We start from the raw sequence: 22,505 nt of genomic DNA on the forward strand, positions 1-22,505 counted from the left end.
GGCCGCGCAAGCGGGGGCGAGGGTTATTTGTTGATTTGGCGATGAAAGCCCGGGACCGGGTCATCGCTTTTGGCCGAAGGCTTGCCTGTTGGAAGGGGTGATGCTCAAGTGTGCAACATACAAAGACCAAGCAAGAGAAACCGGCATGGAGCTACAGAACGACGCGGCGCTGATTCTCATCGATCAACAAAAAGGCATCCTTCACCCCAGGCTCGGCCCTCGCAACAACCCCGAGGCAGAGCTGCGCATGCTGGAACTGCTGGCTTTCTGGCGACACACGGCGCGCCCGGTGATTCACGTCCACCACCTGTCCCGCTCGCCGGACTCGGTGTTCTGGCCGGGGCAGTCGGGGGTGGAGGTCCAGCCACGGTTCGAGCCGAAGGCAGGGGAATGGTTGGTGCAAAAGCAGGTGCCGGATGCGTTCAGTGGCACCCATCTGGAGCAAGACCTGCGCAAAGCCGGAATCAGGCAACTGGTGATCGTCGGTGTGGCGACGCACAACTCGGTGGAGTCCACGGCGCGTACCGCCGGCAACCTGGGATTCGATACCTGGGTGGCCGAGGACGCCTGCTTCACCTTCGACAAGAACGATTACTTCGGCAACGCCCGTTCGGCAGCCGAAGTGCATGCCATGTCCCTGGGCAACTTGCACGGTGAGTATGCGACGGTGGTCGGTGTGAAGCGGATTCTGCAGGCGGGCTGATAGATAGGTGCTGACAGCGCCGGCCTCATCGCGAGCAAGCTCGCTCCCACGCGGGTTCTGCGCAATTTCCCTGTGGGAGCGGGCTTGCTCGCGAAGAGGGCGTGTCAGGTTAATCAATGCCCGCTGACCCACCGCATTCGCGAGCAAGCTGGCTCCCACACGGGTTCTGCGTAATTTCCCTGTGGGAGCGAGCTTGCTCGCGATGACGGTCTAATAGGCGAAAAGCTTGTCCGCCCAGCCTCTCAAGCCCCGTGGCACTTCTTGAATTTCTTGCCATTGCCGCACGGGCAAGGGTCGTTGCGACCGACATCCTTCAGGGCGTTGCGCACCGGTTCCTGGTGGGCGTGGCCGCAGTTCGGGCCGTGGACGTGGCCGTGGTCATGGTCGTGATGATGGTCGTGATCGTGGTTGCAATCAGGGCCGTGGACGTGGGGTTGCTGGGTCATCGGGGTTACTCCGCAATTAAATCGGCGGCGATTATCACGCCATTGCGCTCAAGGTGCACGTAGTGGGCGATGAATAATCCGGTTTCCAGCTCACCTTCCAGACGATAGGGGATCTGTTCCCGGGGTTTCTCCAGCAGCTTCACCACTTCCCGCACCTGTGGCCACAGGTTGGTGCGCACCGGCACCTTGAAGTAGGCGCTGTGCTTGGGACGCACGGTGAACCAGTGCTCATGCTCGCCTTCGGTCAGCAACAGGTCGCCCAGGTGGATGCGGTAGGTCAGGCCGCGAACGGTGAGGTCGCTGTCGCCGGGGTTGTCGACGCGAAAGTGCAGCATGAACTTCTGTTCCAGCAGCCGGGCCCGCACCACCTCGACTTTGACCAGATGCACCTGTGGTTCCGGAGCTTCTTCACCTCGCCAGGATGCACAGCCGCTGAATCCAACGAACAGCAGCAGGCAGGTGATGCGCAGCAAGAATGATGGAGGGGTCATGTCCGTGCCTCTGGTTTATCCCCAGTCTAGCCCTATGGGCCGATGGACGAGCGTCGGACGTTTCCTAAATTCAGCGATTGAAGTAGCCGGCGCAGCACTTCTTGAATTTGTGCCCGCTGCCGCACGGACAGCTGTCGTTGCGTCCGATCTTGACCGGTACGGTCGGATCGATGAAGTACCAGCGTCCGTCGTTCTGCACGAACGAGGACTGTTCACGGTGGCTGTGTTCGCCCTGGCCGTCGTGCCAGCGTGCCGTGAACGTGACGAAAGCGTGTTCCGGTTGACCGCCGAACACTTCGCTGCTTTCCACGTCCAGCCCCAACCAGGTGCTGTTGGCGCTCCACTCGCCGATGGACTGGCGATCGAGGCCTTGCTGCTGGGCGGGCAGGGTAGTGGCGACCAGGTAATCCACCAGGCCCAGCACATAGGCGCTATAGCGCGAGCGCATCAAGGCTTCGGCGCAGGGCGCCGGGTGACCGTCGTGGTAGTGGCCGCAGCAGGCCTCCAGCGAGTTGCCACTGCCACAGGGGCAAATGGGCGAGTGCGAGCTTGTGTTCACAATTACCACCAATATTTTCCAAAGTTTTCCGGGTTGGCCCAGAAACGTGAGTTGAGCCAGTCGGGGACCTGTTTGTATTCAAGCAGATCGTAGGTGAACAGGGTCAGCACCTGATCTTCACGCTGGAATCGCTCGCTGGCTTGCAAGGCCAGGGAAAAAAAGTCCGTCTCTTGCCAGCCGCAGGCGTTGAGGTCGGCGAGTACGGCGATGCGGCTGGCGTTGAGATTGCGAATGCCGCCCAACAGGTTCAGACCCTCGCGCTTGGGCAAATGCTCCAGGCAATCGAGCGCCAGGGCCAGGTCAAAACGTCGCGCCGCCACGTCCGCCGGCAGCGCGCCGGGGCCGGCGTGGACCACTTCGGTGTCGGGATGGGCCTGCTGGAATGCTTCGAGTGCGGGAAAGCCGCTGGCACCGATCAGCAGCAGTTTTTGCGGGGCGTAACGGTCAAGCACGGCCGCCAGGGCTTGCTGGGGCGTACGCGAAGAAATGGCAACGGTCATCGAAGTTCCTCAGTCAGAACCATCACGATAGCCTGCCCGGACAGCATGGCCTAGAGCGGTTTGTCCCTGAACGTGTGGAATCTTCGCAAACACGGGGCGAAAACCCGCGATTGCTCAAGCTGGCGCAGACTCGAAGACGGGTCTTTACTCCCCTGAATCGGCGCAAAGCCGATCCCTCAAGGAGAAACCCGATGAGCATAGTTCGGACAGCGTTACCCCTGGTTCTGCTAACCAGTGTGTTGACTGGTTGTGCAGGTTTGCAGAAAACCGACTGGCCGACCTGTGCGGCCGTCGGCGGTGCGATCGGTGCGGGATTAGGTGCCATAGAAAGCACTTCCTGGGCTGGCGGCGGCGCGCTGTACGTTGGCGGCATGGCGGCAGCTTATTGCTGGGTGCACGGCGATGGCGACGAAGACGGTGATGGCGTGCCGGACAGCCGCGACAAGTGCCCGGGCACACCGAAGGGCGTGCAGGTCGATGCCGATGGCTGCCCGCCGCCAGCTCCGGCGCCGGTGGTTGTTGAAGAAGCCGTGGTGGTCAAGGAAGAAACCATCGTGATCCGCGATGTGCACTTTGAATTCAACAAAGCCACGCTGACCCCGGCCGACAAAGATGTCCTGAGCACGGTCGCCACCCGGCTGAAACAGGAAACGTCCACCGCGCAACTACGGGTCACCGGCCACACCGACAGCGTCGGCAGCGATGCCTACAACCAGAAACTATCGGAGAGAAGGGCCAATTCGGTGGTGAAATACCTGGTCGAAAACGGCGTGCCGCAGGCCAGTTTTGTCTCGGTGTCCGGTGCCGGCGAGAGCCAGCCGGTGGCCGATAACAAGACTGCCGATGGCCGTGCGATGAACCGCCGCACGGAAATCAAGATAAACCGCTGAAACCCTTGTCATCCGTGGCTTGTCGAGTTGCGGATGCGGGTCTTTACTCCTGTGTGACCGGTATGGGCCGGTGACACAGGAGCCTTCACCATGAACGTTCTAATCAGGGCCGCCTTACCGGTACTGCTGGCAAGCAGTCTGTTGTCCGGCTGCGCCACTCACAGCGACGGCAGCGCCCCCCTCAATCAACGCACCTGGCCAATCTGTAGCCTGATCGGCGGCCTCGTCGGCGGCGGGTTGGGGGCCATTGAAAGCAGCGGTTGGGCCGCTGGCGGCGGCGCATTGGGGCTGCTGGGCGGTGGCTTGATCTGCTACGCCCAGGATGGCGATGAAGACGACGACGGTGTGTTCGACCGCCGCGACCGTTGTCCCGATACACCGGCCAATACGCCGGTCGAGCATCACGGTTGCCCGGTGCCGCAATACCCGGCCAGTGCGCCGCCGGTCGAACCGCAAGCACCGGCCAGCGAGGTCATCACCCTCAACGACGCGGGCAAGGTGCTGTTCGATTTCGACAAATCCGATCTCACCGCAGACGCTCGAAGCCAACTCGATGGGCTGATGGGCAAACTCAGCCATGCCAATGTCGCCAGCATCCGGGTCGTGGGTCACACCGACAGTGTCGGCACTGATGCCTATAACCAAGGGCTGTCCGAACGTCGGGCCAGCAGCGTCGTGGAGTATTTGCTGGCCCAGGGGCTGGCCCCCGGCAAACTCACCAGCGAAGGCAAGGGTGAAAGCGAGCCGGTGGCCGACAATGAGACCGATGAAGGGCGGGCGCAGAACCGTCGGGTTGAATTGCATATCCAACGCTGAGGCGCGGCCCAGGGCTGCCGGGTCGTCGGGAGGACGATCCGGTGGGCCAGGGCCCGGGCTAGATTAAATTTACCGGACCCTCTGGCTTATCCTGCGCGCAAGCCGTTACTGTGCGGGCAAAGAATAATGCTCGATCAGGGGGGCGTATGAAGGTGTTTTGGGGGCTGGGGCGCTTGCTGACCCTGCTGTTCTGGCTGGTGGTGCTGGTCAATCTGGTGGTGCCGTTCGTCCATCCGCTGCATCTGCTGGTCAATGTCGCCGGTGTGTTTTTGCTGGTACTCCATCTGCTGGAACTGTTGTTGTTCCGGGCCAGTTTCCGTGGCCGCCCCGCGCCTGGCCGCGATCGCCTCAGAGTGCTGCTGTTCGGCATCTTCCACCTGCAAACCCTCCCGACCGCGCCAGAGGCTTCCCATGCGTAAACTGTGTCTGCTTGCCGCACTCGTCTGCCCATGGGCTTCGGCCCAGGTGCTCCAGGTCGAAGGCCATTCGTTGATGCGCCTGCCCAATACCACCAGCACCCTGACTCTGGAACGTCTGGACGTGGCCGATTACGGCACGCTGCTGGTGCCTTCCAATGTCACTGAATTGACCATCGACCAGTTGCACCTGGGGCGTGAGGCGCGGATCGCCATCGTGCCGGCGCAGCAGGTACTGGAAATGAAAGTGGCCCAGGCTGAATTGGCCGAGGGCAGCCAGATCACTTCCCGCGGTGCACCGGGGACCTACACCAAGGCTGCGCGGCCGGGGCGTGATCTCAACCTGCGTTTCAAGGTGTTGAATGCGCCGTTGTTGTCGGTGGACGCCCGTGGCGGCACCGGTGCACCGGGTTTCGTCGGTCTTGACGGTGCCAATGGCCAGGCGCCGGGTTGCACTTGGGGGGCGGCCGGTCGCGGTGCCGACGGCAGCAACGGCAGTGATGGCCAGCCGGGAGCCGCTGGCGCGCAGGTACGCCTCGAGCTGCCCCTGGCCTACCCGGCCGAGCAGATCAAGGTGACGGTGGACGGCGGGGCCGGTGGCGCGGCGGGACACGGCGGCAAACCCGGGGCGGGAGGCAAGGCCAAGGGGTGCCTGGTCTATACCGCCGATGGCGGCAAAAGCGGCCGTCCTGGCGCTGATGGCCAGCCCGGGCCTGCCGGAGCAGCGGGGGCGGTGACGGTGCAGCGGTTCTGACGAAAAATCTGATCTGAACCTGTGGGAGCGAGCTTGCTCGCGATGGCGTTGTGTCAGTCGATGAAGTATTGCTGATACACCGTCATCGCGAGCAAGCTCGCTCCCACAGGGTTTTATGTGATTTTCAGAACATCGGCCGCGCCGCACCAATCGCCACCACCAGCAACCCGATCAACAGATTGATTCCCACCAACCGCCGGATCTTCCCCAGCACCGCCGCACCCGTCGGCCAGTCCTGCGCCGTCACGGCGTTACGCAATGCGGGCAGTTGCAAGCCCTGGATACGGATAAACAGCGCCGTCATCACCACATACAACCCCATCATCACCTGCACATAACGCGGCACGGTTTCGAAACCGGCGAAGCGCAGATGGATCAGGCCTACGCCGCTGATCGGCAAAAGTACGACGGCGACCCAGACCCAGACGAAAAAACGCTGAAACACTTCTACCCACAACTTGAGCCGGGCAGGGCCTTCAAGCGCCGTCATTGCGGCGGGACGCAGGATCATCCAGGCGAAGAACATGCCGCCGACCCAGACCAGGGCCGCGAGTAAATGCAGGGTGTAGACGAGGGCAAAGGGTGTCATTGGGTTACTCCGTTCTGCGCAGGATTCATTAGCGGGGTATGATAGCCGCCGATCCGAACCACTGAAAATTTATCCAGCGTTTTTAGCGCCCGACCATTCATGATCAGCACCGAACTCAAAACCACGATCCAGGGCGCCTATTCGCGTTTTCTCGAAGCCAAGAGCCTCAAGCCGCGATATGGCCAGCGCCTGATGATTGCCGAAGTGGCAAAAGTCCTGGGCGACATCGACACCGACGACGAAGGCCGGCGCAGCGGCGAGCCTGCCGTGGTGGCGGTGGAGGCCGGCACCGGTACCGGCAAGACCGTGGCCTACAGCCTGGCGGCGATTCCCACCGCCAAGGCCGCCGGCAAGCGCCTGGTGATCGCCACGGCCACCGTCGCCCTGCAGGAACAGATCGTCTACAAGGACCTGCCCGACCTGATGCGCAACAGTGGGCTGAACTTCACGTTCGCGCTGGCCAAGGGCCGTGGGCGCTACATGTGCCTGTCCAAGCTCGACATGTTGCTCCAGGAAGGCCAGGCACAGACGGCCACGGCCCAGCTGTTCGAAGAAGAGGGCTTCAAGATCGAGGTGGATGAAGCCAGCCAGAAGCTGTTCACCAGCATGATCGAGAAGCTGGCGGGCAATAAATGGGACGGCGACCGCGACAGCTGGTCCACGGCCCTGGAAGACGCCGACTGGTCCCGTCTGACCACTGACCATAGCCAGTGCACCAACCGACATTGTCCGAACTTCGGCCAGTGCGCCTTCTACAAGGCTCGCGAAGGCATGGGCAAGGTCGACGTCATCGTCACCAACCACGACATGGTCCTGGCCGACCTGGCCCTGGGCGGCGGTGCGGTGCTGCCGGACCCACGCGACACGATCTACGTGTTCGACGAAGGCCATCACCTGCCGGACAAGGCCATCGGCCATTTCGCCCATTACACCCGGCTGCGCTCCACCGCCGACTGGCTGGAAACCACCGCCAAGAACCTCACCAAGCTGCTGGCCCAGCATCCGTTGCCGGGTGACCTGGGCAAGTTCATCGAGCAGGTGCCGGAGTTGGCGCGGGAAATCAAGACGAACCAGCAGTTCATGTTCACCGCGTGCGAGCAAGTGGCCGATTTCAAGCCTGGCGAAGACGTCGAGGGCCGCGAGCGGCCACGCCATCGCTTCGTTGGCGGAGTGATTCCTGAACACATGCGGGAAATGGGCATCGAGCTCAAGAAAGGCTTCGCACGCCTGACCGACCTGTTCACGCGCCTGACCGACCTGCTCAAGGAAGGCATGGACGGCGAGGTGAACATCGGTATCGCCAGCAACCAGGCCGAGGAGTGGTACCCGCTGTTCGGCAGCCTGTTGTCCCGTTCCCAGGGTAACTGGGAGCTGTGGACGGCATTTACTGTCGAGGACCCGGAAGACAACCCGCCGATGGCGCGCTGGCTGACCCTGGCCGAAAGCGGTTCGCTGTTCGACATCGAGGTCAATGCCAGCCCGATCCTGGCCGCGGAAATGCTGCGGCGCAACCTGTGGAACGTGGCCTATGGCGCGCTGGTGACGTCCGCCACGCTGACGGCCCTGGGCACGTTCGACCGCTTCCGCATGCGCGCCGGCCTGCCGAAGAAGGCCGTGACCGCCGTGGTCCCGAGCCCCTTCCATCACGCCGACGCCGGCGTGCTGCGGGTGCCCGACCTCAAGGCCGACCCACGGGATGCCGCCGCCCACACTGCGGCGATCATCCGCGACCTGCCAGAGTTGGTGGAAGGCTCACGGGGCACCCTGGTGCTGTTTTCCTCGCGCAAGCAGATGCAGGACGTGTTCGATGGCCTTGACCGTGACTGGCGCAAGCAAGTGTTCATCCAGGGCAACCTGTCAAAGCAGGAAACACTGAACAAGCACAAGGCGCGGGTCGATGGTGGGGACTCCAGCGTGCTGTTCGGCCTGGCGAGCTTCGCCGAAGGTGTGGACTTGCCTGGTGCCTATTGCGAGCACGTGGTGATTGCCAAGATCCCTTTCTCGGTTCCCGACGACCCGGTGGAGGCGGCGTTGGCCGAGTGGATCGAGGCCCGCGGTGGCAACCCGTTCATGGAAATCTCCGTGCCGGACGCTTCGCTGAAACTGGTCCAGGCGTGTGGCCGCTTGCTACGTACCGAAGAAGACCGCGGCACCATCACCTTGCTTGACCGACGGCTGGTCACCCAGCGCTATGGCAAGGCGATCCTCAATGCATTGCCGCCGTTTCGGCGGGAGATTTCCTGATCCCCCGCCATGTTTCTGGTCAGGGAGCTATTTGTGGCGAGGGGATTTATCCCCGCTGGGGCGCGAAGCGGCCCTGAAGCCAGGCGACTCGGAGTGCCAGGATATAAAGAGTTGGCTGTTCGGGGGGCTGCTTCGCAACCCATCGGGGATAAATCCCCTCGCCACAAGGACAGTGTCCAGCCAGCCGTCCTGTGGCGGTTCCCAAATGACCTAATGCCTGAAACAATGCCAGCCACTCTGAAAAGTCTTTGTTTCAAGGGAGTTGCGGGTGCAGATTCAAGGCCATTATGAGCTTCAGTTCGAGGCGGTGCGTGAAGCGTTCGCGGCGCTGTTCGATGATCCCCAGGAGCGCGGTGCGGCGTTGTGCATCCAGGTGGGTGGCCGCACGGTGATCGACCTGTGGGCCGGTACCGCCGACAAGGATGGCCATGAAGCCTGGCACAGCGACACCATCGCCAACCTGTTTTCCTGCACCAAGACGTTCACCGCCGTCACCGCCCTGCAACTGGTGGCCGAAGGCAAGTTGCAGCTGGACGCCCCGGTAGCCCGCTATTGGCCAGAGTTTGCTGCGGCCGGCAAGCAATCCATCACTCTGCGCCAGCTGCTCTGCCACCAGGCTGGGCTGCCGGCGCTGCATGAATTGCTGCCGCCCGAAGCGCTTTATGACTGGCAAGCCATGGTCGATGCCTTGGCTGCCGAAACACCTTGGTGGACGCCGGGCGAAGGCCACGGTTATGCCGCGATCACTTACGGCTGGCTGGTGGGCGAGCTGTTGCGCCGGGCCGATGGGCGTGGCCCTGGGGAGTCCATCGTCGCCCGGGTCGCCAAGCCGTTGGGCCTGGATTTCCACGTTGGCCTGGCCGACGACGAGTTCCATCGCGTGGCCCACATCGCCCGTGGCAAAGGCAACGTCGGCGATGCGGCGGCCCAGCGCCTGCTGCAGGTGACGATGCGTGAGCCCACGGCCATGACCACCCGTGCCTTTACCAACCCACCGTCGATCATGACCAGCACCAACAAGCCGGAATGGCGGCGCATGCAGCAACCGGCGGCCAACGGCCACGGCAATGCTCGCAGCCTGGCGGGCTTCTATGCGGGGCTGCTGGACGGCAGCCTGCTGGAAGGTGAAATGCTCGACGAACTGACTCGCCAGCACAGCTTTGGCGAGGATAAGACGTTGTTGACCCAGACCCGTTTCGGCCTGGGTTGCATGCTCGACCAGCCGGATGTGCCGAACGCGACCTACGGCCTTGGCCCACGGGCGTTCGGTCATCCGGGGGCAGGGGGTTCCATCGGGTTTGCCGATCCCGAACATGATGTAGCGTTCGGCTTCGTGACCAACACGCTGGGGCCTTACGTGTTGATGGACCCGCGCGCGCAAAATCTTGCGCGGGTGCTTGCCACTTGTCTATAAAACGCCATTGAAGGCCATGGACACAGGAACCTCGTGTCCTTTTCAGTTTCGAAGCGTCTGTTTATGCGGCCAAAACATGGCCTTGTTTTTTCATTTAGATCATTTTGTGGATATCCAATGTCATCGAATAAAACCCTCGCTCTGGCGCTGTGCTTCGCTATCACTGGTTGCGCACAAACCCCACAAAATGATGCCGAGGGCAGCGGCGGCTGGTGGCCGTTCGGCTCCTCCGACAAGGTGGCGGCCAAGGAAACGGCGCCAGCGGCGCCCCTGAAGCCTGCCGCTGTCGCACCGCAAGCCAAGGCCGAGGGCGCCAGCCACTGGTGGTGGCCGTTCTCTTCCGAGGAAACCGCCGCAGACGCCGCCAGAAAAGTCGAAGCAAAGGCAGAAGCGCAAGCCAAGCCTGAGGCCAAGGCGCCGACAGCTGTTGCCAAGGCTGAAGCCGAAAGCAACGGCAAGTGGTGGTGGCCGTTCGGTGGCAAGGATCAGGAAACCGCCAAGGCGGTGCCGATGCCCGATCCGAAAGTCACCCAGGCCTGGCTCGACGACTACGAGCCGAAGCTGCGCACGGCGATCCAGGACAGCAAGCTCGAGCTTGAGCGCCGCGACAATGTGCTGGTGGTCACCGCGCCCGTGGACGGCTCTTTCAACCCGGACCGTCCGGCCATGTTGCTGCCCGTGACCCTCGGCCCGTTCACCCGCGTGGCGAAGATCCTTGAAGCCGACCCGAAGACTGCCGTACTGATCCTTGGTCACGCCGACACCTCGGGGGCCGCACCGGCCAACCTCAAGCTCAGCCAGGAGCGTGCCCAGTCCGTGGCGGCGATTTTCCGCCTCAGCGGCCTGCAACGTGATCGCCTGATGCTGCGCGGCATGGGGGCGGTGGCACCGCGTGCGGCCAACGACAGCGTTGAGGGCCGCGCCTTGAATCGTCGTGTGGAGTTGCTGGTCACGCCGGCCAACACCATGGTTGCGCTGCTGAGCAAGTACAACATGCCGGCTCCGGCCCCAGTGACGATGGTTGCAGCCCAGGATGTGAAGCCCGCTGCCCCGGCGCCTGCGCCCGCAGCAAAAAAAGCGGTGGCCTCGACCTCCAAATCCTCGACCAAGAAAGCACCGGCCAAAAAAGCTGCGGTCAAGGCGCCTGCAAAGAAGGTCGCGGCCAAGCCCGCTACCCCAGCGAAGAAGCCTCAACCGACCAAAGCCGCTACCGATACCAAGAAAGTCGCGGCCGCCGATACCCCGAAGCAGTGATGGGCTAACTCAAGGAATGCGCCATGACCCAACCGCTGGCTGATATGCGCCGCGACTACACCCGCGAAGGCTTGACCGAGGCGCAAGCCCCGGCCGAGCCGTTTGCACTGTTCCACCAATGGTTCGCCGACGCGGTAAAGACCGAACAGGCCCCGGTGGAGGCCAATGCCATGACCCTGGCCACGGTGGATGCGCAGGGACGTCCGCACTGCCGGATCCTGCTGCTCAAGGGCTTGGATGCCCAGGGCTTCACGTTCTTCACCAACTACGACAGCGCCAAGGGCCAGCAATTGGCCGCTAATCCATTTGCGGCCATGACGTTTTTCTGGCCAGCCCTGGAACGCCAGGTACGCATCGAAGGCAAAGTGGTCAAGGTTACGGCGCAAGAGTCGGACGCTTATTACCAGGTTCGCCCGCTGGGCAGCCGTCTCGGCGCCTGGGCCTCACCCCAGAGCCGGGTGATTGCCGGGCGCGACGAACTTGAAGACCTGCTCAAGGCCACCGAGCAGCGTTTCAGCGACAGCCAGCCACACTGCCCCGAGCATTGGGGCGGTTATCGCCTGCTGCCCGAACGCATCGAGTTCTGGCAGGGCCGGCCGAGCCGCCTGCATGATCGCCTCAACTATCGCCTGCAAGGGGCGCAGTGGACTCGCGAGCGTCTGGCGCCTTAGCGTCGGGATAACCTGCCGCGGCGGTCTGGAGCCATTGCGGCAGGTCACGGCGCTTGATGCCTTGGGCCTGGGCGCGGGCCAATTGTTGCAGCATGTAGGTTTTCTTCTGCCCATCGGGCCCCGCCAGCGAAAGTGCCAGATCGCGATCCACCCAGCGTTTGATCCGCACGTACAACCACCAGTGGAAGTACAAACCGGCCACGGTGGTGGCGACGATAATGAAATAATCCATGAAAAATTCCAGGGTTGATGACGCAGGTTTCGGAAATTGACGCTACTGTTTGGTGAATTTTTCGGGCGCGCCTGTATCCCACCTGAATGAAAGCAATTTTATCCCGGCGAGGCCGTGACAGGCGTCAAGCTGCGGAGTTTAATGAATCCCTGTCTTTTGGAGTTTGATGCTATGCGTAAGTCTGTTTTGCTGGTTGCTTCCTTTTCCACGATGGCGATGTTGCTCACTGGTTGTCAGTCGAGCCTGACCGGTGATTCCTACTCCCGTGACGAAGCGCGTCGCGTGCAGACGATTCGCATGGGCACGATCGAAGCCTTGCGCCCGGTCAAGATCGAAGGCACCAAGACCCCTATCGGCGGTGCGGCCGGTGCCGTGGTCGGTGGTGTGGGCGGCAGCGCCATCGGTGGTGGCCGTGGCAGCATCGTCGCCGCCGTGATCGGCGCCGTGGCGGGCGGCTTGATTGGTTCCGCCACTGAGGAAGGCCTGACCCGAACCCAGGGTGTGGAAATTACCGTTCGTGAAGATGACGGCAGCATGCGTGCCTATGTGCAGCAGGTTCAGGAAAACGAGGTGTTCCGTGTGGGTGAGCGGGTTCGTATTGCCACTGTGGATGGTACGAGTCGCGTAACGCACTAATTTACGGGAGGGATTCCAGAGTTGTGTGTATATCCGTTGCTGGTGTAACGGCTACTTATGGTTCCGCTCTTACAGCGGGTCACTTTTGAAAAGCGCAAAAGTAACCAAAACGCTCTTGCCCCACCACTCGGTGCCTCGCCTAGGCTCGGCATGCCCTCACTCCGGCATTGCTCCGTGGGCCCGCCGCGAAGGGCCATCCATGGCCCAGCGCGGCTATCCCGGCATCCATGCCGGGATGCCCACTGCGCAATACCTGCGTTCGGCCAGCGTGGTTTAACGGGGCGCCCCAGATCAAAAGCCGAAGCGAGGCGGCCTAGTAGCCGACCTAGTTCTTGGTGGGACCGCGTTTCTTCTGTTGGAGCGGGCTTGCTCGCGAAGGCGGCGTCACAGTCGATGATTATGTGGATGTACCGGCCTCTTTGCGACCAAGCTCGCCCCCACAGGAGGTCTGTGTTGAATATGAATTTTGTGTCCGCTGAAGATTGAATGTGGGAGCGAGCCTGCTCGCGATGGCGGTGGTTCAGTCACATGGAAGCTGGGCTTGCTGGCCTCATCGCGAGCAAGCTCGCCCACAGGAGAAACACGTTCACCCAAAACCAGGTCGGCTACTAGGCCGCCTCGCGGTGGACGTTGATCTCGGCGCCCCGTTAAACCACGCTGGCCGAACGCAGGCATTGCGCAGTGGGCACCTCGGCATGGATGCCGAGGTAGCCGCGCTGGGCCATGGATGGCCCTTCGCGGCGGCCCACGGAGCAATGCCGGAGTGAGGGCACACCGAGCCTACGCGAGGTGCCGAGTGGTGGGGCAGGAGCGCTTTGCTTACTTTCGCGCTTTTCGAAAGTGAGTCGCTGTAAAAGCGAAACCATAAGTGGCCGTTACCGCAGAAACGGATATACACACCATTCCTTAACCTCTCATGGCTCTCAAGACGCTAACGCAGAAGTAAGGATCAACCAGGCAATGCGGGCTGCTTACGACTGGCCGCCGCCGTCACCGCATAACCCAGCAGCGCCGCCAGGATCGAACCGGTGAGGATTCCCATCCGGTCCATGCCAGCGTAGTCACTCACACCCGGTTCGAACGCCAGGGAGCCGACGAACAGGCTCATGGTGAAACCAATCCCGCACAGGATCGCCACGCCCAGTACCTGGCCCCAATTGGCGCCGGTGGGCAGGCTGGCGATGCCGATTTTCACCGCCAGCCAGGTCAGGCCGAAGACGCCGACGGTCTTGCCCAGCAACAGGCCGATGGCGATGCCCATCGGCACGTGATGGGTGAAGCTCTCGACGGTGACGCCGCTCAGGGACAGGCCGGCGTTGGCGAAGGCGAACAGCGGCAGGATGCCATAGGCCACCCAGGGATGCAGGGCATGTTCCAAGGTGAGCAGCGGCGAAGTCTCGGCGTTTTTCGTGCGCAGCGGAATGCAGAACGCCAGGGTTACCCCGGCCAGCGTGGCATGGACACCGCTCTTGAGCACGCAGACCCAGAGGATCAGGCCCACCACCATGTAGGGCCCGAGCTTGACCACGCCCATCCGGTTCATCGCCACCAGCGCGGCGATGCAGGCGGCTGCCAGCATGAGCGACAAGGTCGACAGGGCGCCGGAATAGAAGATGGCGATGATGATAATGGCGCCCAGGTCATCGATGATTGCCAGGGTCATCAGGAACAGTTTGAGCGACACCGGCACCCGCTTGCCGAGCAAGGCCAGCACGCCGAGGGCGAATGCGATGTCGGTGGCCGTCGGAATTGCCCAGCCGGCGAGGGCGGGCGGGTTATCGCGGTTGAGAAACCAGTAGATCAGCGCCGGCACCACCATGCCACCAATCGCCGCCGCGCCCGGCAGGACGATTTGCGAAGGTTTGGATAACTGCCCATCGAGAACCTCACGCTTGACCTCGAGGCCGATGAGCAGGAAGAACAACGCCATCAGGCCGTCGTTGATCCATAGCAGCAGGGGCTTAGCGATCTTCAGTGCGCCCACCTGGGCGACCACCGGGGTGTCCAGCAGGCCGTTATACAACCAGGACAGCGGTGAGTTGTTGATGACCAGGGCCAGTACGGCGGCGGCGATCAGCAGCAGGCCGCTGGCAGCCTCCAGTTGAAAAAAACGTGTCAGAGAATTGCGTAGAGCCACGATCGCTCTCCATGTATCGAATCAAAAAGATGGCACACCCTAACCCGTACTGTTAGTTGTTAAAACAAAAGTTATATTCTTTTTTGTTATATGTCGTTACAAGGCCTGCTCCACGCAGTTGGCAGTTACGGGCCATATTGGACCTTAGCTGTACCTGTGCGTGATGTCGGTTTTTTCCTAAGCTGGCGTCTGGTTTTTCCGAACTCCAGCCGTGCCTGCACGACCGCGTGATCTCCCCACGCCGAACACGATCAGTGAGCAAACACACCATGAACGACCACCGCCAGTGGGTCCGTGAAGCGATCCGCATCATCGAGGCAGACTTCCAGCGCAGCGCCGATACCCACCTGATTCCGCTGCCGCTGCCTGGCCTGCCGGGCATCGAGCTGTACTTCAAGGATGAGTCCAGTCATCCCACCGGCAGCCTCAAGCATCGGTTGGCCCGCTCGCTGTTTCTCTACGCATTGTGTAATGGCTGGCTCAAGCCCGGTGCGCCGGTGATCGAGGCCTCCAGCGGCTCGACGGCGATTTCCGAGGCTTACTTCGCCAGGTTACTGGGCCTGCCGTTCATTGCGGTGATGCCGGCGACCACCTCCAGGGAAAAAATCGCACAGATCGCTTTCTATGGCGGCCAGAGTCACCTGGTGGATGATCCTACGCAGATCTACGCCGAATCCGAGCGCCTGGCCCGCGAGCATGACGGGCATTTCATCGACCAATTCACCTATGCCGAGCGGGCCACGGACTGGCGGGCCAATAACAACATTGCCGAATCGATCTTCCAGCAGATGCGCTTCGAGCGGCATCCGGAACCCACTTGGCTGATCTCCAGCCCCGGCACGGGCGGCACCACGGCCACCCTGGGACGTTATGTCCGTTACCGCCAGCATGGCACCCGCGTGCTGTGTGCCGACGCCGAGCGTTCGGTGTTCTTCGATTACTACCGCAGTGGCGACGCCAGCCTGCGCCTGGATTGCGGTTCACGCATCGAGGGTATCGGCCGGCCGCGAGTCGAAGCGTCGTTCCTGCCGAACGTCATCGATGCGATGGTCAAGGTGCCGGACGCCTTGTCGCTGGCAGCCATGCATTACCTGGCCGAGCGTCTGGGACGACGGGTCGGCGGGTCCAGCGGCACCAACCTGATCGGTGCACTCATGGCGGCCCGGCAGATGGCGGATGCGGGGGAGTCGGGGTCGATCGTGGCGATCTTGTGTGACGGCGGCGAGCGCTACGCCACCACCTATTACGACCCGGCATGGCTCAAGGCCCAAGGCTATGAGTTGAGCGGGCTGATGGACATCGTGGCGGCGAGTGTGGAGCGGGGCGCGGCACTGCCGGAGAGTGTGTTGCGGGCCAATATCTGAATCTTGAAAACCCTGAGATCCCCTGTGGGAGCGAGCAAGCTCGCTCCCACAGGGTAAAGCTGTTTACTTGGGCCTGTGGCTGCCTTGAGTGAACAGCAGTGTCCCCTCAGGCCTCGAGGCCAAGGATATCCCGCGCCACCGCCTCGGCAATCCGAATCCCGTCCACTCCCGCCGACAGGATCCCGCCCGCATAACCGGCGCCTTCACCCGCCGGGAACAGACCCTTGACGTTCAGGCTCTGCAGCGATTCGTTGCGGGTGATGCGCAGGGGCGATGACGTGCGGGTTTCGATGCCGGTCAGCACGGCGTCGTGCAGCGAGTAGCCGCGAATCTGTTTCTCGAACGCCGGCAAGGCTTCGCGGATGGCTTCGATGGCGAAGTCCGGCAAGGCCAGGGCCAGATCACCCAGGGATACCCCAGGCTTGTAGGAAGGTTCGACGCTGCCCAGTGCCGTAGACGGCTTGCCGGCGATGAAATCGCCCACCAGTTGCGCCGGGGCCTCGTAGTTGCTGCCGCCGAGCACGAACGCGTGGGATTCCAGGCGTTCCTGCAACTCGATACCGGCCAGCGGGCCACCCGGATAATCCACTTCCGGGGTAATGCCGACGACGATGCCAGAGTTGGCGTTGCGCTCATTGCGCGAATACTGGCTCATGCCGTTGGTGACGACGCGGTTCGGCTCGGACGTCGCCGCTACCACCGTACCGCCCGGGCACATGCAGAAGCTGTACACCGAGCGGCCATTCTTGGCGTGGTGCACCAGTTTGTAGTCGGCGGCGCCGAGTTTCGGATGGCCGGCGTACTTGCCCAGCCGCGCGCTGTCGATCAGCGATTGCGGGTGTTCAATGCGGAAACCCACCGAGAACGGCTTGGCTTCCATGTATACGCCACGGCTGTGGAGCATACGGAAGGTGTCCCGGGCGCTGTGGCCGAGGGCCAGGATCACGTGTTTCGAATGAATGCGTTCACCGCCGGCCAGTTCGACGCCGATCAGTTGGCCGTCCTCGATCAGCACATCGGTGACCCGTTGCTGGAAGCGTACTTCGCCGCCCAGGGCGCGAATCTGCTCACGCATGGTTTCCACCACGCCTGTCAGGCGGAACGTGCCGATGTGCGGCTTGCTGACATAGAGGATTTCTTCCGGCGCCCCGGCCTTGACGAATTCGTGCAGGACCTTGCGGCCAAGGAATTTAGGGTCCTTGATCTGGCTGTAGAGCTTGCCGTCGGAAAACGTCCCTGCGCCGCCTTCACCGAACTGCACATTGGACTCGGGGTTGAGCACACTTTTGCGCCACAGGCCCCAGGTGTCCTTGGTGCGCTGGCGCACTTCCGGGCCACGTTCGAGGATGATCGGCTTGAACCCCATCTGCGCCAGCAACAGGGCGGCGAAAATCCCGCACGGGCCGAAGCCGACCACGATCGGCCGCTCGCTCAAGTCGGCCGGGGCCTGGCCCACCACTTTGTAGCTGACATCCGGCGCTTCGTTGACGTTACGGTCATCGGCGAACTTGCGCAGCAGGCTGGCTTCATCACGCACCGTCAGGTCGATGGTGTAGATGAAGCACAGTTCGGAGGATTTCTTGCGCGCATCGTAGCTGCGCTTGAACAGGGTGAAGTCGAGCAGGTCATCGCTGGCGATGCCCAGGCGCTGCACGATGGCAGGGCGCAGGTCTTCTTCGGGGTGATCGATCGGCAGCTTGAGTTCGGTGATTCGTAACATGGCGGGGTCCGGTTCGCGGGATGCACAACTGCACCAGGGCGTGAACCGGCGATTATAAGCCAAAAGCTGTGAATCAGTCGTCGCGCGCGCCACCGAAGTAGGCGCAGCCGCGTTGGACCTGGCCGTTGACCCGCAACTCGGCGCTCATGTGTTGCACGCTGTCGCTGACGCTGTCGACGCAACGGGCAGGTGTGACCCACAGCTCGACTTTCTGGCCGTTGGCCTCGGTGCCCAGGTTGAAGCGGCCATCGCCCAATTGCTCCTCGACGTAAGGCACCGCCAGCGGCGGCTGGCCTTCGCGGTCCAGCACCAGGCCCTTGCCGCTGGCCTTGAGCGTCCATTCCGGGCTGTGTCCCGCGGCGCGCAGGATCACGCGTTTGAAGTCGACGTCTTCGCAAGCCGTTCCCGAGCGTTCCAGGCGATACAGCTGTTCAACGTCCAACTGACTGTCGGTGCCGGCCGCTGCGCTGGAAACGATACGGCCACGAACATCGGCAAACAGCTTGCCCTGGTCATCGGCCAGGCTGGCGGCCTGTTGCAGCACACTGGTGCCACCGCTGTCGTTGACGATGTAGCGGCGCTGTTCCTGGCACGGCTGGAACACCAGTTTGCCATCGGCCGCCGTGAGTTCGCCCTGCAGGCGTGTCTGGCCGGCGTGGGAGGCGCTCTGACGTGGGGTGTCGAGCAATTGGCAGCCGGTGAACAGCGGCAGGAGGGCGACAAACAGCAGGGAGCGGGCGGCACGCATTATTGGGTCTCCAGACAAGTGCCGCCACGTTACTCAGACTGATCCTGCATCACAAGGGGTGTTAGCCCACGTGAAAGGTCTGACCGGTTTGCAGGCCTTCGACGCTCTTGGCGTAGGCCAATGCTACATCCACTGCGGGGACGGGTTTGAAGCCGCGGAAATAAGGCGCGTATTTGTCCATGGCTTCCAGCAGCACGTTCGGGCTCACCGAGTTGACCCGCATGCCCCGTGGCAACTCGATTGCCGCGGCGCGCACGAAACTGTCCAGGGCGCCGTTGACCAGGGCCGCCGAAACACCGCTCTTGATCGGATCGTGGCTGAGTACGCCGGTGGTGAAGGTGAAGGATGCGCCGTCATTGGCGAATTCGCGACCGATCAGCAGCAGGTTGACCTGGCCCATCAGCTTGTCTTTCAAGCCCAGGGCAAAGCTGTCTTCGGTCATGTCGGCCAGGGGCGCAAAGGTGACGTTGCCGGCGGCGCAGACCAGGGCGTCAAAACGGCCAGTCTTTTCGAACAGGGTGCGAATCGAGGTGCTGTCGCTGATATCCACCTGCAATTCACCGCTGTGGCGACCGATCCGAACGATTTCGTGGCGGGGCGACAGTTCTTTATCAATGGCCGAACCGATGGTGCCGTTGGCGCCGATCAACAAGATTTTCATGAGCTGTTCCTTGATGGGTTGAACGAGTTTTCAGTCTAGAGGGGTTCTTTCCATTGATAATCGTGCTAATAGGCAACCTTTGGTTTTCATTTGGAAACAATCCAATGAGCGAGATGGATGACCTGGCGGCGTTCGCCGTGTTGATGGAGGCCGGCAGTTTTACCTTGGCGGCCCAGCAATTGGGGTGCAGCAAGGGCCAGTTGTCCAAGCGCATCAGCCTGTTGGAGAGTCGGTTTTCGGTGGTGTTGCTGCAACGCACCACACGGCGCTTGAGCCTCACGGCGGCAGGGGCGGCGCTGTTGCCTCAGGCCCAGGCGCTGCTGGTGCAGGTGGAAAGGGCGCGTCAGGCATTGGCCCGGTTGAAGGATGACATTTCCGGGCCGGTGCGTATGACGGTTCCGGTTTCGTTGGGTGAAACATTCTTCGAGGGCTTGCTGATGGAGTTCGCTCGCACGTATCCCAACGTGCAGATCGAACTGGAGCTCAACAACGGTTACCGTGACTTGAGCCGCGATGGTTTCGACCTGGCGATCCGTTCCGACGCCGCCATCGATGAGCGGCTGGTGGCCCGGCCATTGTTGGCGTGGCACGAAATGACCTGCGCCAGCCCGGCCTACCTCGAGCACTATGGCGCGCCTGAGACGCCCCAGGCCCTGGCCGAGCACCGCTGTTTGCTCAACAGCCACTACAGCGGCCGGGAAGAATGGCTTTACCACCAACAACACGAACTGTTGCGGGTCCGAGTGTCGGGGCCGTTCGCCAGCAATCACTACAGCCTACTGAAAAAAGCCGCCCTGGCCGGTGCCGGAATCGCCCGGCTGCCGTCGTACCTGCTGCATGAAGAGTTGGCTGACGGACGCCTGCATTGGCTGCTGCGCGACTACCAGACCCGGCGCATGCCGATGTACCTGGTGCACCCGTACCAGGGCGGCCTGCCCAAGCGTACACAGGTGCTGGCCGACTATTTGATCGACTGGTTCAAGCGCAGTGGCGAGGCGTTGGATCGGCTACAGCGATAACCCGGCCATTGTTACTCCTTGTGGGAGCGAGCTTGCTCGCGAACGCAATTGCACATTCAACATTGTTGCAAGCTGACCCACCGCCTTCGCGAGCCAGCCCGCTCCCACAGGCGTTCCAGTCGCAGTCAGTGGGCGTAACGCTTGGCTATCAGGTGATCGATCGACAACACCCCCGGTCCACGGGCCATCAGGTAGAGCAAGACCGCCGCCCAGGTGCCATGGGTCGGGTAGGCGGCGGGGTAGACGAATACCTGGATGGTCATGGTCATGCCCAGCAAGGCCAGCGCTGAAAAGCGTGTCGCCAGGCCAAGCAGGATCATCACCGGGAAGACATGCTCGGCAGAGGCCGCCAGGTGCGCGGCCAGTTCCGGCGACAGCAGCGGCAAGGCATATTCGCTTTTGAACAGGGGGATGGTCGAGTCCGCCAGCCGCGGTAGACCGATCTGGAAGGTGCCGTCGAACAGGTCGATGGCCAGTCCTTCGATTTTGGTCTGGCCGGATTTCCAGAACACGGCGGCAATCGAGAAGCGTGCGACGAAGGCGATCAGGCTGTGGGGGATTTTCTCCAGCCATTGAATGGAGCCGGCAATCAGGGCGTTCATGGGGATACCTGTTCAGCTAGGAGGTAAGTGATAGCTCTGTGACGAATGAGCCCCGCCAGGGTCTGTTCCAGGTCGAGGTCGGTTGAGGCTTCAATGGCAGCGGCCAGGGACAGCCCCTGTTGCAGGGCGGTGATGAACCCATGGGCCGCGTGATTGATCGCGAACACTTGCACCTCAAGACCGTTGCGTAGCACCAAGGCGTTTTGCGCAGAAAACGCTTCGAACGGCACCGGTGTCTCGTGCTGATGGGCGGCCCAGATCGTCACCACGGCGTAGGGGGATTGCAGCAGCCGCAGTGACGGGTGAAGCCCGATCTTCAGGTGCCCCGCCAGCGTGGGGGACGACAGCGCCGCCACGATTCGTTCTTGCGCCATGGGCTCGGCGTCGGCGGCATGCCAGGCTTGCACGTGCAATCGCTCCAGCCGGGCGACATCCGCCAGGTAAGGCACGCTGGCGGCGGGTTCGAAGTGTTCGATGAACTCGGCAAAGTCGCCACCGTAGTCGTTCATCACCGGGCTGCGCGGCGGCGTCGATTGGACAAAGACCCCGGCCATGGCCCGGAAGAATGCCTCGCCCACCAGTTGCGCCACCACCGGGTAGTTGTCGACCAGGGCGTTGATCAATGAGCTGAGCACGTTGTTGCGGTACACCGCGAAACGGCTTTCCGGAGCCGCCCCATTGGCGCTGACCAGGCCCGGCGGACACGCCTTGCGCGGGTCGAGCAGGGCGGTGGCAAAGGCGTGCTGGTTGTTCATGGCCGGGCTCCAGCGGTGCTCAACAGTTGATCGGCCTGGCGTGCTTCGGCCAGCAGCACTTCCCATGCAGGGACGTGGTTGTCGCGCTCGATCAAGGTGGCGACTGGCCCGGTCCGTTCCAGTGCCTGGAGATACAGTTGCCAGACCGCGTGGTCGACGGGTGCGCCGTGATCGTCTATCAACAGGCGCTCGCCAAGGCTGTCGGTGTCTTCGGCAAAACCGGCCAGATGGATTTCGCCGGTCGCTTGCAGGGGCAGGGCGTCGAGGTAGGCCAGTGGGTCGCGGCAGTGGTTGACGCACGAAACGTAGACGTTGTTCACATCCAGCAGCAGGCCGCAGCCGGTGCGACGGATCACTTCGCTCATGAACTGTGGCTCGTCGAAGGTCGAGGTTTCAAAGGCCAGGTAGGTGGCCGGGTTTTCCAGTAACAGCGTGCGCTTGAGGCTGGATTGCACCTGGTCGATGTGTGCGCAGACCCGGTCGAGGGTTGCTTCGTCATAGGCCAGGGGGAGCAAGTCATTGAGAAACAACGGGCCGTGGCTGGACCAGGCCAGGTGTTCGGAAAAGGATTGGGGCTGATAGCGTTCGATCAGTGCGGCCAGGCGCTGCACATGCGTGACATCCAGCGGCCCCTCCCCACCGATCGACAGGCCGACGCCGTGCAACGACAGCGGATATTGTTCGCGTATCAGCCCCAGGAAGTGATGAAGCGGCCCGCCGGCCACCATGTAGTTTTCCGCGTGCACCTCGAAGAAACCCAGATCCGGTCGGGTCTGCAGCACCTCACGAAAATGCGCACTCTTGAGCCCCAGCCCTGCCCTTGGCGGCAGCCGGCTATCGGTGGCGAGGGACGGGGTGTTCGACATGGTGGCGGGCCTCAGGCG

At 62.4% G+C, this 22,505-nt stretch carries 25 protein-coding genes; 12 read left to right on the forward strand and 13 right to left on the reverse strand.

All coding sequences use genetic code 11. The annotated features are described in order from the left end of the window. Positions 1-145 precede the first annotated feature (145 nt). A complete protein-coding gene (locus tag BLP82_RS05700) occupies positions 146-703 on the forward strand; it encodes a cysteine hydrolase family protein (protein WP_092165958.1) in 558 nt (185 codons plus the stop codon). A gap of 242 nt (positions 704-945) precedes the next feature. Here the strand turns inward: BLP82_RS05700 and BLP82_RS05705 are convergent, their stop codons facing one another. The 4 genes from BLP82_RS05705 to BLP82_RS05720 form a co-directional block, all read right to left on the reverse strand. Further along, positions 946-1,149, reverse strand: a complete 204-nt coding sequence (locus BLP82_RS05705) for an SEC-C metal-binding domain-containing protein (RefSeq protein ID WP_003198420.1) — start codon at positions 1,147-1,149, stop codon at positions 946-948. A 5-nt stretch (positions 1,150-1,154) separates the two neighbouring features. Continuing rightward, positions 1,155-1,640, reverse strand: coding sequence for an LEA/WHy family protein (locus tag BLP82_RS05710; protein WP_092165959.1), 486 nt, complete (start codon positions 1,638-1,640; stop codon positions 1,155-1,157). Between the two features lie 70 nt (positions 1,641-1,710). Next, complete coding sequence (locus tag BLP82_RS05715) at positions 1,711-2,199, reverse strand: YchJ family protein (RefSeq protein ID WP_092166089.1); 489 nt, start codon at positions 2,197-2,199, stop codon at positions 1,711-1,713. 2 nt (positions 2,200-2,201) lie between these two features. Next, positions 2,202-2,699 carry a DUF6231 family protein gene (locus BLP82_RS05720; protein WP_060738918.1) on the reverse strand — a complete coding sequence of 166 codons (498 nt, stop codon included), beginning with the start codon at positions 2,697-2,699 and terminating at the stop codon, positions 2,202-2,204. A 191-nt stretch (positions 2,700-2,890) separates the two neighbouring features. Between BLP82_RS05720 and BLP82_RS05725 the strand changes: the two genes are divergently transcribed. The 4 genes from BLP82_RS05725 (at position 2,891) to BLP82_RS05740 (ending at position 5,575) form a co-directional block, all read left to right on the forward strand. Then, positions 2,891-3,589 carry a PA1041 family peptidoglycan-binding anchor lipoprotein gene (locus BLP82_RS05725; protein ID WP_092165960.1) on the forward strand — a complete coding sequence of 233 codons (699 nt, stop codon included), beginning with the start codon at positions 2,891-2,893 and terminating at the stop codon, positions 3,587-3,589. 90 nt (positions 3,590-3,679) lie between these two features. Continuing rightward, positions 3,680-4,405, forward strand: a complete 726-nt coding sequence (locus BLP82_RS05730) for a PA1041 family peptidoglycan-binding anchor lipoprotein (protein ID WP_092165961.1) — start codon at positions 3,680-3,682, stop codon at positions 4,403-4,405. A gap of 146 nt (positions 4,406-4,551) precedes the next feature. Further along, positions 4,552-4,824 carry a DUF1145 domain-containing protein gene (locus tag BLP82_RS05735; RefSeq protein WP_092165962.1) on the forward strand — a complete coding sequence of 91 codons (273 nt, stop codon included), beginning with the start codon at positions 4,552-4,554 and terminating at the stop codon, positions 4,822-4,824. Next, positions 4,817-5,575, forward strand: a complete 759-nt coding sequence (locus BLP82_RS05740; RefSeq protein ID WP_092165963.1) for a hypothetical protein — start codon at positions 4,817-4,819, stop codon at positions 5,573-5,575. The genes BLP82_RS05735 and BLP82_RS05740 overlap by 8 nt, the downstream gene beginning before the upstream one ends. Positions 5,576-5,699: 124 nt before the next feature. Here the strand turns inward: BLP82_RS05740 and BLP82_RS05745 are convergent, their stop codons facing one another. After that, a complete protein-coding gene (locus tag BLP82_RS05745; RefSeq protein WP_092165964.1) occupies positions 5,700-6,164 on the reverse strand; it encodes a CopD family protein in 465 nt (154 codons plus the stop codon). 99 nt (positions 6,165-6,263) lie between these two features. On the opposite strand from BLP82_RS05745, the gene dinG reads away from it, so the two are divergent. The 4 genes from dinG (at position 6,264) to pdxH (ending at position 11,747) form a co-directional block, all read left to right on the forward strand. Continuing rightward, complete coding sequence (dinG, locus tag BLP82_RS05750; RefSeq protein WP_092165965.1) at positions 6,264-8,408, forward strand: ATP-dependent DNA helicase DinG; 2,145 nt, start codon at positions 6,264-6,266, stop codon at positions 8,406-8,408. A gap of 268 nt (positions 8,409-8,676) precedes the next feature. Continuing rightward, positions 8,677-9,822, forward strand: a complete 1,146-nt coding sequence (locus BLP82_RS05755; RefSeq protein ID WP_092165966.1) for a serine hydrolase domain-containing protein — start codon at positions 8,677-8,679, stop codon at positions 9,820-9,822. Between the two features lie 117 nt (positions 9,823-9,939). After that, complete coding sequence (locus BLP82_RS05760) at positions 9,940-11,076, forward strand: OmpA family protein (protein WP_092165967.1); 1,137 nt, start codon at positions 9,940-9,942, stop codon at positions 11,074-11,076. Positions 11,077-11,099: 23 nt separating this feature from the next. Next, positions 11,100-11,747, forward strand: a complete 648-nt coding sequence (gene pdxH, locus BLP82_RS05765; protein ID WP_060738909.1) for a pyridoxamine 5'-phosphate oxidase — start codon at positions 11,100-11,102, stop codon at positions 11,745-11,747. Here pdxH and BLP82_RS05770 read toward each other — a convergent pair. Continuing rightward, complete coding sequence (locus tag BLP82_RS05770) at positions 11,695-11,979, reverse strand: hypothetical protein (protein WP_092165968.1); 285 nt, start codon at positions 11,977-11,979, stop codon at positions 11,695-11,697. The genes pdxH and BLP82_RS05770 overlap by 53 nt on opposite strands. A gap of 171 nt (positions 11,980-12,150) precedes the next feature. Between BLP82_RS05770 and BLP82_RS05775 the strand changes: the two genes are divergently transcribed. Further along, on the forward strand, positions 12,151-12,615 hold the full coding sequence (locus tag BLP82_RS05775) for an outer membrane lipoprotein (RefSeq protein ID WP_092165969.1): 465 nt from the start codon (positions 12,151-12,153) through the stop codon (positions 12,613-12,615). A 949-nt stretch (positions 12,616-13,564) separates the two neighbouring features. On the opposite strand, the gene nhaA is transcribed toward BLP82_RS05775, so the two are convergent. Next, complete coding sequence (gene nhaA, locus BLP82_RS05780) at positions 13,565-14,752, reverse strand: Na+/H+ antiporter NhaA (protein WP_092165970.1); 1,188 nt, start codon at positions 14,750-14,752, stop codon at positions 13,565-13,567. Positions 14,753-15,021: 269 nt separating this feature from the next. Between nhaA and BLP82_RS05785 the strand changes: the two genes are divergently transcribed. Further along, a complete protein-coding gene (locus BLP82_RS05785) occupies positions 15,022-16,116 on the forward strand; it encodes a PLP-dependent cysteine synthase family protein (protein WP_092165971.1) in 1,095 nt (364 codons plus the stop codon). A 106-nt stretch (positions 16,117-16,222) separates the two neighbouring features. Here the strand turns inward: BLP82_RS05785 and BLP82_RS05790 are convergent, their stop codons facing one another. The 3 genes from BLP82_RS05790 to BLP82_RS05800 form a co-directional block, all read right to left on the reverse strand. Next, complete coding sequence (locus tag BLP82_RS05790; protein ID WP_092165972.1) at positions 16,223-17,836, reverse strand: NAD(P)/FAD-dependent oxidoreductase; 1,614 nt, start codon at positions 17,834-17,836, stop codon at positions 16,223-16,225. Between the two features lie 73 nt (positions 17,837-17,909). Then, a complete protein-coding gene (locus BLP82_RS05795) occupies positions 17,910-18,584 on the reverse strand; it encodes a COG3650 family protein (RefSeq protein WP_092165973.1) in 675 nt (224 codons plus the stop codon). A gap of 61 nt (positions 18,585-18,645) precedes the next feature. Further along, a complete protein-coding gene (locus BLP82_RS05800; protein WP_092165974.1) occupies positions 18,646-19,245 on the reverse strand; it encodes a short chain dehydrogenase in 600 nt (199 codons plus the stop codon). Positions 19,246-19,349: 104 nt separating this feature from the next. Between BLP82_RS05800 and BLP82_RS05805 the strand changes: the two genes are divergently transcribed. Further along, the gene (locus BLP82_RS05805) at positions 19,350-20,264 is read left to right on the forward strand and encodes a LysR family transcriptional regulator (RefSeq protein WP_092165975.1); all 915 of its coding nucleotides are present in this window, start codon (positions 19,350-19,352) and stop codon (positions 20,262-20,264) included. A gap of 125 nt (positions 20,265-20,389) precedes the next feature. Here BLP82_RS05805 and BLP82_RS05810 read toward each other — a convergent pair whose 3' ends face one another. From BLP82_RS05810 to BLP82_RS05820, 3 genes are read right to left on the reverse strand one after another with little or no spacing between them, the layout of a single operon-like run. Then, positions 20,390-20,866: a DoxX family protein gene (locus BLP82_RS05810; RefSeq protein WP_092165977.1), complete on the reverse strand. Its 477-nt coding sequence runs from the start codon at positions 20,864-20,866 to the stop codon at positions 20,390-20,392. After that, complete coding sequence (locus tag BLP82_RS05815; RefSeq protein ID WP_092165979.1) at positions 20,863-21,621, reverse strand: HvfC/BufC N-terminal domain-containing protein; 759 nt, start codon at positions 21,619-21,621, stop codon at positions 20,863-20,865. The genes BLP82_RS05810 and BLP82_RS05815 overlap by 4 nt, the downstream gene beginning before the upstream one ends. Beyond that, complete coding sequence (locus BLP82_RS05820) at positions 21,618-22,487, reverse strand: MNIO family bufferin maturase (RefSeq protein ID WP_092165981.1); 870 nt, start codon at positions 22,485-22,487, stop codon at positions 21,618-21,620. The genes BLP82_RS05815 and BLP82_RS05820 overlap by 4 nt, the downstream gene beginning before the upstream one ends. Positions 22,488-22,505 lie beyond the last annotated feature (18 nt).

The organism is Pseudomonas sp. NFACC37-1, from assembly GCF_900101575.1.
Lineage (GTDB): Bacteria > Pseudomonadota > Gammaproteobacteria > Pseudomonadales > Pseudomonadaceae > Aquipseudomonas > Aquipseudomonas fluorescens_AA.